Source organism: Mycobacterium sp. 1081908.1 (genome assembly GCF_001673535.1).
Lineage (GTDB): Bacteria > Actinomycetota > Actinomycetes > Mycobacteriales > Mycobacteriaceae > Mycobacterium.
The window spans coordinates 66,351-75,215 of record NZ_LZLY01000140.1; the positions used below are offsets into that span (position 1 = coordinate 66,351).

At 68.7% G+C, this 8,865-nt stretch carries 10 protein-coding genes and 1 pseudogene; 3 read left to right on the top strand and 8 right to left on the bottom strand.

The window, feature by feature from the left end; translation table 11 throughout:
* The first annotated feature begins 13 nt into the window (after positions 1 to 13).
* A complete protein-coding gene (locus tag A5655_RS22915) occupies positions 14 to 307 on the top strand; it encodes a hypothetical protein (RefSeq protein ID WP_067014040.1) in 294 nt (97 codons plus the stop codon).
* A gap of 11 nt (positions 308 to 318) precedes the next feature.
* Here A5655_RS22915 and A5655_RS22920 read toward each other — a convergent pair whose 3' ends face one another.
* The 8 genes from A5655_RS22920 to A5655_RS22955 form a co-directional block, all read right to left on the bottom strand.
* Complete coding sequence (locus tag A5655_RS22920; RefSeq protein WP_067014042.1) at positions 319 to 654, bottom strand: hypothetical protein; 336 nt, start codon at positions 652 to 654, stop codon at positions 319 to 321.
* 50 nt (positions 655 to 704) lie between these two features.
* Entirely contained in the window at positions 705 to 2,954 is a 2,250-nt protein-coding gene (locus tag A5655_RS22925) for an acyltransferase family protein (protein WP_082978825.1), read from the bottom strand.
* A gap of 143 nt (positions 2,955 to 3,097) precedes the next feature.
* Positions 3,098 to 3,427 (bottom strand): hypothetical protein, encoded by a 330-nt coding sequence (locus A5655_RS22930; RefSeq protein WP_067014044.1) that lies wholly within the window; start codon positions 3,425 to 3,427, stop codon positions 3,098 to 3,100.
* 137 nt (positions 3,428 to 3,564) lie between these two features.
* Positions 3,565 to 4,059, bottom strand: coding sequence for a MarR family winged helix-turn-helix transcriptional regulator (locus tag A5655_RS22935; RefSeq protein WP_082978826.1), 495 nt, complete (start codon positions 4,057 to 4,059; stop codon positions 3,565 to 3,567).
* 87 nt (positions 4,060 to 4,146) lie between these two features.
* Positions 4,147 to 5,091, bottom strand: a complete 945-nt coding sequence (locus tag A5655_RS22940) for an NADP-dependent oxidoreductase (protein ID WP_067014047.1) — start codon at positions 5,089 to 5,091, stop codon at positions 4,147 to 4,149.
* Positions 5,092 to 5,208: 117 nt separating this feature from the next.
* The gene (locus tag A5655_RS22945; RefSeq protein WP_067014049.1) at positions 5,209 to 5,592 is read right to left on the bottom strand and encodes a DUF4267 domain-containing protein; all 384 of its coding nucleotides are present in this window, start codon (positions 5,590 to 5,592) and stop codon (positions 5,209 to 5,211) included.
* A 20-nt stretch (positions 5,593 to 5,612) separates the two neighbouring features.
* Positions 5,613 to 5,930 carry an NIPSNAP family protein gene (locus A5655_RS22950; protein WP_067014051.1) on the bottom strand — a complete coding sequence of 106 codons (318 nt, stop codon included), beginning with the start codon at positions 5,928 to 5,930 and terminating at the stop codon, positions 5,613 to 5,615.
* A gap of 36 nt (positions 5,931 to 5,966) precedes the next feature.
* Positions 5,967 to 6,443: a DUF1772 domain-containing protein gene (locus A5655_RS22955; RefSeq protein ID WP_067014053.1), complete on the bottom strand. Its 477-nt coding sequence runs from the start codon at positions 6,441 to 6,443 to the stop codon at positions 5,967 to 5,969.
* A 99-nt stretch (positions 6,444 to 6,542) separates the two neighbouring features.
* Here A5655_RS22955 and A5655_RS22960 point away from each other — a divergent pair, with 99 nt between their 5' ends.
* The gene (locus A5655_RS22960; protein WP_067014055.1) at positions 6,543 to 7,133 is read left to right on the top strand and encodes a TetR/AcrR family transcriptional regulator; all 591 of its coding nucleotides are present in this window, start codon (positions 6,543 to 6,545) and stop codon (positions 7,131 to 7,133) included.
* A gap of 791 nt (positions 7,134 to 7,924) precedes the next feature.
* A pseudogene (locus A5655_RS29305) lies at positions 7,925 to 8,865 on the top strand (PE family protein); the annotation flags it as partial.

Genomic DNA, 8,865 nt, shown 5'->3' on the forward strand with positions numbered 1-8,865 from the left:
GAAGGAGATCGCAATGAATCTGTGGGCGCGGTCTTGGACCGCCGCGGGGGTCACGGTGTTGGCCCTCACCGCGATCCCCGAACTGTATGCCGTCGTGCAGCCCCCCGGCGTGGCCAACGCCGACGTCTGCGCGAGCGTCGGCAGGCGCGTTTCGGTGAGCGGGTGCACCAACGTCGCCGACACCGTCGGCACCTACGCCCCGCCGCCGGGCGACTATGCGCCTCTGCCGCAAGACTTTCCGCCGCCGCCACCGGTCAGCGTCTGCGCCGGGGTGGGCCGGCGAATCCACGTGAGCGGCTGCACCTAGAGGCGCGCCGATTAGTCCGAAGACTCGTCAGAATCGTCGGACTTGTCCGAGTCCTCGTCCTTCGACTTGTCGGAGTCCTCGTCCTTGTCGGAGTCCTTGTCCTTGTCGGAGTCCTCGTCCTTGTCGGAGTCCTTGTCCTTCGACTTGTCGGACTTCTCGGAGTCCTCGGACTTGCCCGCCTCGTCGGCCTTGTCGGCGTACTTGGTCAGGAGCCCCGCTAGCTTGCGGGCCTCCTCGGGTGCCAACACATCTTCGAATAACTGCTTGTCGCCGTCAGAGATGCGCTCAAGGCAAACCGCGTTGCTCTTGATGCTGACATCCCACCGGCCTTCGTCCTGAGGTGCCATGCGATTCGTTTACCCACTTCTGGGGTTGTGCAACGACCGTCCGCAGGATGTCAACTGTGCAGCGCGCGGTCGGCCAGGGCCGCGATCGCCGGCGCCATCAGCCGGGAGTATTCGAGCGTCAGGTGACCCCCGTCGACGTAGACCAGGGTGTTGCCAACGACGACGGGGCAGCGCTTCGCCGTGCAGAACAGCTCGGAGAGGTCCGCGTATTGCCCGCCGCCGGCTTTGACGGCGGCGGCCTCGGCCGCCATACCGGGCCGGTCGAACGCGTACCACATGGGCGGCGAGCACGCCGTCGCGTCATTGAGGTGCTCGGACAGGCAGCCCGGCACCGAGGTCGTCAGGTGCGGGAGCGGCCCGAGCACCAGCACCTTGGCACCGGTTTCACGCAGTTGACGCACCAGGCGGGTCAGGCCGTCGTTCCAGGCCGCGTCGTACGACGAGAAACCCGACAGGAACCCGTTGCTGTGGGTGGCCGTGTACCCGCGAAACACGCTCACCATCACGAGCGCTGGGTGCTCGGCTCGTAGCCGGTCCATGATCTGACCGCGCCATTGCCCGCACTTTTGCAGGTATTCGACCAGCGGACTGACGATCGGGTTTGCGACGGGCAAGTCCATCATCGGGCAGGCCGCCTTGGCCATGGCTTCGAGCCGCCACGGGCGCTGCGTGCCGATCTGCCGGAACGCCGGAATCCACATCGAGGAATGCGAGTCGCCGACCATGGCCACCGTCGTCTTGGAGCCGGTATCGCCCATCGCGCATTCGGGTTGTCCGCTTTGGAACGGCGCGCGCAGGCAGCCGTTGAACAACATCGCCCCGACTTCGCCGGCCGCGTCGCCAAGCGTCGGGTTCAGGTTCGACGGGACGGCCTTCACGTCGGCGGATGCCGCGACCGCGGCTTGCACCTGCGAGAACACGTTCTGCACCGCCGCGTCGTAGGCGTCGATGCCGTCGCCCGTCGGGCGCACCGGCGCGGTGATCGTCAGCGGCGTAGCCTGCGCGCCGAGCGCAACCGGGACGGGCATCGGCAGGGAAGACACCCACATCAGCAACGCGACGCCCACACAGGCCGCCGCCGACGTGGCGACACCGCCGACCGCCAGGCTTTTCATCGGGGACTTGCGCAGCGGAGCGGCGTACCGCAACGGGTTTTCGATGAAACGCAGGGTGAGCCACCCCAGCCCGCCGGAGACGACGACCGCCGCCACGAACTTGCCGGCCAGACCCAGCGGGTGGCCCACCAATATCGGCGCGAACACCAGGACCGGCCAGTGCCACAGATACCACGAGTACGACAGCCGGCCGATCGCCCGCATCGGAGACCATCCGAGGACGCGCCCGGCGCCCTGCGACGGTGTGGAACAGCCGGCGCCGAGCACCAGCGCGGTGCCGAGCACGGGCAGCAGCGCGGCGGTGCCCGGGTAGGGGACGTCCGGGGTCAAGAAGACGCAGGCCCACAGGACCATCGCCATCCCGGCCCATCCCGTGATCACCGCGGCGCGCGGCGGGAGCCGGCGCCAGTACTCGGCCGTGAGCGCCACCAGCGCGCCGGCGGCCAACTGCCAGGCCCGGGTGAACAGCGAGAAGTACGCCGCCAGCGGCATCACGTAGGTGATCAGCAGCGACAGCGCGAACGACACGGCGGCGACCACCGACACGAGCACCACGTACGGGCTTCTCGACGGAGGCTGCGGGGGGGCCGCATCGGCCTTTGCGCGCCGGCGCAGTCGCCGGATCAGCCACGCCGTGCCGACGATCATGGGCGGCCACAACAGATAGAACTGTTCCTCCACGCCCAAGGTCCAGTAGTGCTGGAACGGCGAGGGCACGCCGCCGGCGAAATAGTCGACCTGCTGGACGATGAACCAGAAGTTCGGGACGTACAGCGCGCACGCGATGGCGTCCTTCAAGGCGCTTTGCGCCTGCACCAGGGGTAGCAGCAGCGCCGCGGCGATCGCGGTGACGACGCCCACCGTGGCCGAAACCGGCAGGAGCCGGCGGGCTCGGGCCCCATAAAACTTGCGCAGCCCGATGGTGCCGGTGGTACTCACCTGGCGCCAGAGCTGCCCGGTGATGACGAAGCCCGAGATCTCGAAGAAGATGTCGGGCCCGACGAAGCCGCCGCTGACGCCCGGCATGGAGATGTGGAAGCCGAGGATGGCCAGCAGCGTGAAGCCGCGCAGGCCCTCGATATCGTCGCGGAATCCCGGCTCCGCCGGGCGCTTAGCCGATACCCCTTGAGCAGGGCTTATGACGTCACGAGCAGGGCTCGCGGTGTCGGCTTGGCGCAAGGTCACGCGCTAATGCTCCCAGAGGTGTCCCCGTTGGGCAGGAAAATGGCCGCCGCAGTCCGCGCGAGGGCCATTTTCGCTAGTGGCTGTCAAATGGACTTGGTCACACGCCGAGGAAGTGGGGTCGAGCGCCGCGTTGCCTGGTTTCGCTAACTGGCGGCGCCCCAAACCAGCAGTGACTGCGGGTCATCGGGGTCCACCTTCACGTTGATCCGAGCCCCCTCGGAGATGCCGTTGAGGGTCACATCGTGCATCGACTGCGAGACCCGCACCTGGTAGTCAGAACCGCTGGCCGGGTGCACCGTGAGCTCGAAATCGATTTGGTGCCCACCGCCGAGCTGAGTGCCCGTCTCACGCATCGAGTCCACCGTGGCCGGCGTCAGCACACCTGACTGGTTCAGCCTCATGATTTTGTCGCGCGTGGCCGCCTGGCCCGCCGGGTTCATCGCCTGCATGGCGGTGCCCTTCAGCTTGTCCATAAATCCCATGTCGCCTGCTCCTTATCTCGGGAAGCCTGTTCGTTCCTTGCAGTACGACTAGACACCGCTCGCGCGGCTACCGATCCCAACATGCGCTCCATGAGCGCCCCAGGGTCAAAAGGCTTTAGCCCACACCATCAGTTGGCGCCGGCACCACGACCGCGCGGTGCGGCGGAGCGGGGTGGCCGAGCACGCATGTGGTCGCGGGCGCGGCTCATCATGTCGCCGAGAGCGCGGACGTCCTGATCGGACAGCGAGTCGAACAGCGCGTCGCGCACGACTTCGACGTGGCCGGGCAGGACCTGGGCGACGCGGGCACGGCCCTCCTCGGTGATGCTGACGACGGTGGCGCGCTGATCGTCGGGCGAAGCCTCCCGGGTGATTAGGCCTTCCTTTTCCAATAGCCCGGCCTGATGGGTTAGGCCGGAGCGGCTGTACACCACGCCGTCGGCAAGGTCGGTCATCGTCAGTGGGCGCCCGGCGTCGGCGAGTTTGGCCAGGATCTCGAATTGCACGTAGCTCAGGCCTCCGTCGGCCTGCAACTGCCGCCGCACCGCGTACTGCAGCAGGCTGACGGCCTCCATCAGCGCGAAGTACGTCCCCAGCTGGGTGGGGTTAAGAGCCTTGGCCACTCGTCGAGGGTAATGCTTCGACATCGAAATGCCGCCGGTCGTCACCGAGGGGACCCAACCCCTCGGTGACGACCGGGCCTGCGTGCGTTAGTGATTGGCCGGCAGGAGGATCGTCTTGCCGTGCAGGCGCCCGGCGTCGGAGTCGGCGTGCACGTCCGCGGCCTGCTCGAGCGGGCGGCGGTCGGCGACCTCGATGCGCAATCGACCGTCGTCGACGCGACCGACCAGCCCGGCGAGCTGGGCCGCGTCGCTGCGGACGAAGACCCGCTGCGAGCGGACTCCCCGGCCGGGGTTCTGCGGCCCGAAAACCATTGTGCCGACGTGGAATCCGCCGTCGGCGACCACGCCGATCAGTGCCTCGGTCTGCTCGTCGGTGGTGCTGATCAGGTTGAGCACCACGTCGAACGGCGCACCCTCGACGTCGATCGGCGAGTGGCTGTAGTCGATGTAATCGACGATGCGGTCGGCACCCAGGCCGCGCAGCCGCTCGGCGTCGCGCGCCTTCGCGGTCGCGGTGACGACGGCCCCGGCCTGCTTGGCCAGCTGAATGGCGAACCCGCCGACCGCACCGGACGCGCCGTTGATCAGCACCGACTGCCCGGCCCTGAGCCCGGCGATCTCGAACAGGGCCTGCCACGCGGTCAGCGCCGGAACGGGCAGGGCCGCCGCATCGGCCAGCGGGACCGATGTTGGGGCCGCGGCCAGCGACTCGGCCGGCACCAGCGCGTACTGGGCGGCGGCGCCGTCGGCGTCCAGCGGCAGGAACGCCACGACGGCATCGCCGACGTTCCAGCCGGTCACGCCCTCGCCGATCTCGGCGATGGTCCCCGCCACGTCGACGCCGGGAATGTGCGGGAAGCTGACCTGATACACCTCGGCCAGATAGCCGCCGCGAATGCCGGCGTCCACCGGGTTGAACGAGGTGGCGGCCACCTTCACCAGCACCTGCCGCGGTCCCGGCACCGGGCGCGGGGCCTCCTCGTATCGCAGCACGTCGCTACCGCCGTACTCGTGGTACCGCACAGCCTTCATGGTGTCCCTCCTTCGCTGATTGCTTCGAATTCGAAGCAGTTACACCGCCTACAACTCGCTTCGAAGTCGAAGCAATTCCCGAGGGTTATGTGATCGCGGTCATACCTGCTTCGTCGCCTAGGGCACGAGCAGGAGCGCCGTCGTGACGAGCATGACGGCGGCGGTCCCGCCGTGCACGCCCCAGGCGACCGCCTTGGAGCCGCCGTTGCGCAGCACTATCGCCGCGTCGGCGATCGGAATGATGGTGGCGGCCAACATCACCCAGCCGACGAGGTGGGTGGCGCCCGCGGCCATCAGGACGATGACGAACAGCCCCGTGGCGATGTCGCGGACGCCCTTGACGCTCAGGTAGGCGCCGGCACCCGGCCGCTTCAGATCGGGTAGCACGCCGTAGCCGGCGGCCGCGACGCGCGGCGCGACGAGGAAGCGTGCGCCGATAAAGATGATGGCCGCGGCGAGGACTCCGGCGAGGACGTAGCCGATGGTCTCGGTGATGGTCATGTCGAGCTCCGGGGGTTTTGTCAGTGGATTGGTGAAAACCGTGTCGGGTCAAGCAGTCTCGTCTGGACGTCGAGGATGTCCTCGGCGTCGAAGCCGGCCATGTCGGCGGCGAATTGGGGGCTGGCCATGACGTGCCGCGTGAGTTGGTCGGGGTCGGCGCCCGGTGGGTAGCCGATCAGCGCGACGAGGCGGTTCGCGTCGCCGCCTCGGTCGATCCACACGCCGTGGGTGGTGACGCCGAACGTCTCGAACGTGGCCACGTGCCGCGCCCAGTGCACGGTCGCGTACCGGTGCAGAGCTTCCAGCGATCGCAGCGTGTAGGTCCTGAGTTGGAGCATCGAAATCTGGTTCCTTCCAGGGTAATTGGGTGAGCGTCAGAGCATCAGCGTCGCGCACAGGGCGGCCACGGCCAGACCTTGCAGCGCCGCGCGGGCGCCGATGACGGAGTCCCACTTGGCCTGCAGCGCAACCCCGTTCGGCAGCGCCCGGCCGGCGTCGGTGGCGGCTGTCATCTGCCTGTTGATGGGCGCGCTGATCTGGGTGTAGAGCACGAGCCACACCACGAGTAGGACCAGCGCGGCGCCCGCCGCGATCGCCTGCGCCCAGTGCGCCGCGACCGCGGCCAGTGCCGCGCTCACCGCGGTGGCCGCGACGCCCAGCACCCCGGGCACCGGCATCCGCCGGTCCCCATACCGGTGGACGCGCCCCATGACCGCGACCAGGGCGTCGTTGTCGACCGACGCCAAGGCCGGTCGCATCACCATGGCGCAAAACACGTCGGTGCCGTAGACCACGGCGGTGCCCAGCACCGCGACCAGCGCCGCGGCCCGGGCGATGTCGTCCAGATTCATTTCGTGCTCCCCTCGTTGGTAGGTGTTAGCAACGCTAACCCTCTGTCGGAGCCCGCGTCAATAGCATTGCTAGTTTTTCTAGCCGTGATATCCTCAGGCATGCCCATTGAGGATCGTCGTGAGCGTGAACGCGCTGCCCGCCGGCGGCTGATCGTCGGAACGGCGCGCAGGCTGGCCGAGGCCGAAGGCTGGGATGCCGTCACCACCCGTCGGCTGTCCACCGAGATCGAGTACAGCCAGCCGGTGTTGTACAAACACTTCGCCGGCATGGAACAGATCGCCGACGCCGTCGCCCTCGACGGGTTCGCCGAACTCGCCGAAGTGATCCGGGCCGCCCACTCCGACAACGACGCGGCGGGCGACACCCTGACCCGGATCGCGCACGCCTACTTGGATTTCGCCCGCGACAACCCGGCGGTCTACGACGCGATGTTCACCCGCACGACCGCTTTGCGCTTCGCCGCCGACGACACACCGCCTCAGCTAATGGAGGCCTTCGCCGCGTTGCATCAAGCGGTCGGCGCGGTCGCCGGCGAACAGGACGCGGACACGCTCACCGAGGTGTTCTGGGCCGCGCTGCACGGGCTGGTCACCCTCGGCCGGACCGGACGGCTGCGCCCCGAGTACGACTCGCAGCGTCTGCAACTGCTCGTCGATGAGCTCATTGGCAGACGAGAAACGACGGCATGAAAAATGGCTCCCGGAAAGCCTTCCGGGAGAAGGCCGCTGCCCGAATACGTGAGCACTCCAGCGCGAGCAGATCGACCCGCTGATCGCGCTGTTTAGCGAAAGCAAACCTCTGGCGGCCGCGGGAAATCCGTTTATTGTGGAACGGTCGAGTTCGCCGCGCGAAGGAGCCGCCGACGGTCAACAATGGCAAGACCCCACCGACCGAGCCGCTCACTCCTGGCGAACGCCGTGCGATGCGGATAGCGGTTGGCGTCGTCGTCGGCGCTATTGCTGCCGGCTCGACGGCATGGGTAATGACCGACCATTCGTCGGACCCCTACGACCGATCGGGTGATGGCTGCGTGAATGTCACGTTCGCGAGTTCGATGGGCGGCGCACTCCAGCACGCGTGTGGTACGGCCGCGCGTGACTGGTGTCGCGCCGTCTACGCGCAACATGACGCCCACGCTGAAGCGGTTCAGGCTCAATGTCGCGTCGCGGGGATTCTGCCGTAGGGCGGTGCCGGCTCGTGACCAGCGAGCCCGCGACGACCCGCAGCCGTCGCGATGTCGCTTAGTACCGCATCTCCCAGATGGAGGAGAGGATGGCACCGTTTGCTAGTCGGCCGCCCTTGCCTCGCATGTCCCCCACACTGCCAGCGTGAAACCGGTTGTGCTGCCTTGTGTTTCAGCATCCAGTGCGTGACGGTTCGTGCACGTCAGCGGACACGACGAACGGATGTTCGTGGGCTGAGGTTAGCCGGGCTGGCCGGACTGGCCTGCGGTGCCGTTGCCGGCGGGACCGGTGCCGCCGTGAGCGGATCCAGCACCGTCTACTCCGGCGACGTCGGCGGGGCGGGCGGGACCGGCGGCGTCGGCGGCCCGGGTTTCGGCGGCCAGGCTGGTAATGGCGGTGCCGGCGGGGCCGGTGGCGCCGCCGGCACCGTCACCGACAGCACCGTGTATTCCGGCGACACCGGTGGAGCCGGCGGCAACGGCGGCGCCGGCAACTACACCGGGAATTTCGGCGACGGAGGTAACGGTGGCGCCGGCGGTAAGGGTGGTGCCGGGGGCGCCGTCACGAATAGCGTCGTGCAGGCCGGCGACACCGGTGGCAACGGCGGCGCCGGCGGGGGCGGCGGCCTTGGCGGGTTTGTCGGTGCCGGCGGGAGCGGTGGTGCTGGCGGTAGCGGCGGCGACGCCGGGGTGGTCACCGGCGGTTCCTCCGTCAGCATGGGTGACTTGGGCGGGGCCGGCGGTGCCGGCGGCGCCGGCGAGAATGCCGGGTTATTCGGTAACGGCGGTAACGGTGGCGCCGGCGGTAACGGCGGGGCAGGCGGGGCCGTGAGCGCGTCCAGCACCGTCACCACCGGCGACGACGGCGGGGCCGGCGGGGCCGGAGGCACCGGCTCCGGTGGTACCAACGGCACCGTGGTTATTCACGGGGGTAATGGCGGGGCCGGCGGGGCCGGCGGGACCGTCACGGGCAGCACCGTTCACTCCGGCGACAACGGCGGGGCTGGCGGCGCTGGCGGGAGCATCGTTGCTGGTACTCGCGCTGACGGCGGCACCGGCGGGGCCGGCGGAGCTGGTGGGGCCGTCATCGATAGCACCGTCACCGTCGGCGACGACGGTGGGGCCGGTGGTGCCGGTGGCAACGGCGCCTATGCGGGGCAGATCGGTCTCTCGCTTATCGCTAACCGGATTGCGGCCATCTACACTTCGGTCGTTTCTGGCGAGCCCGGCGCAGCCCG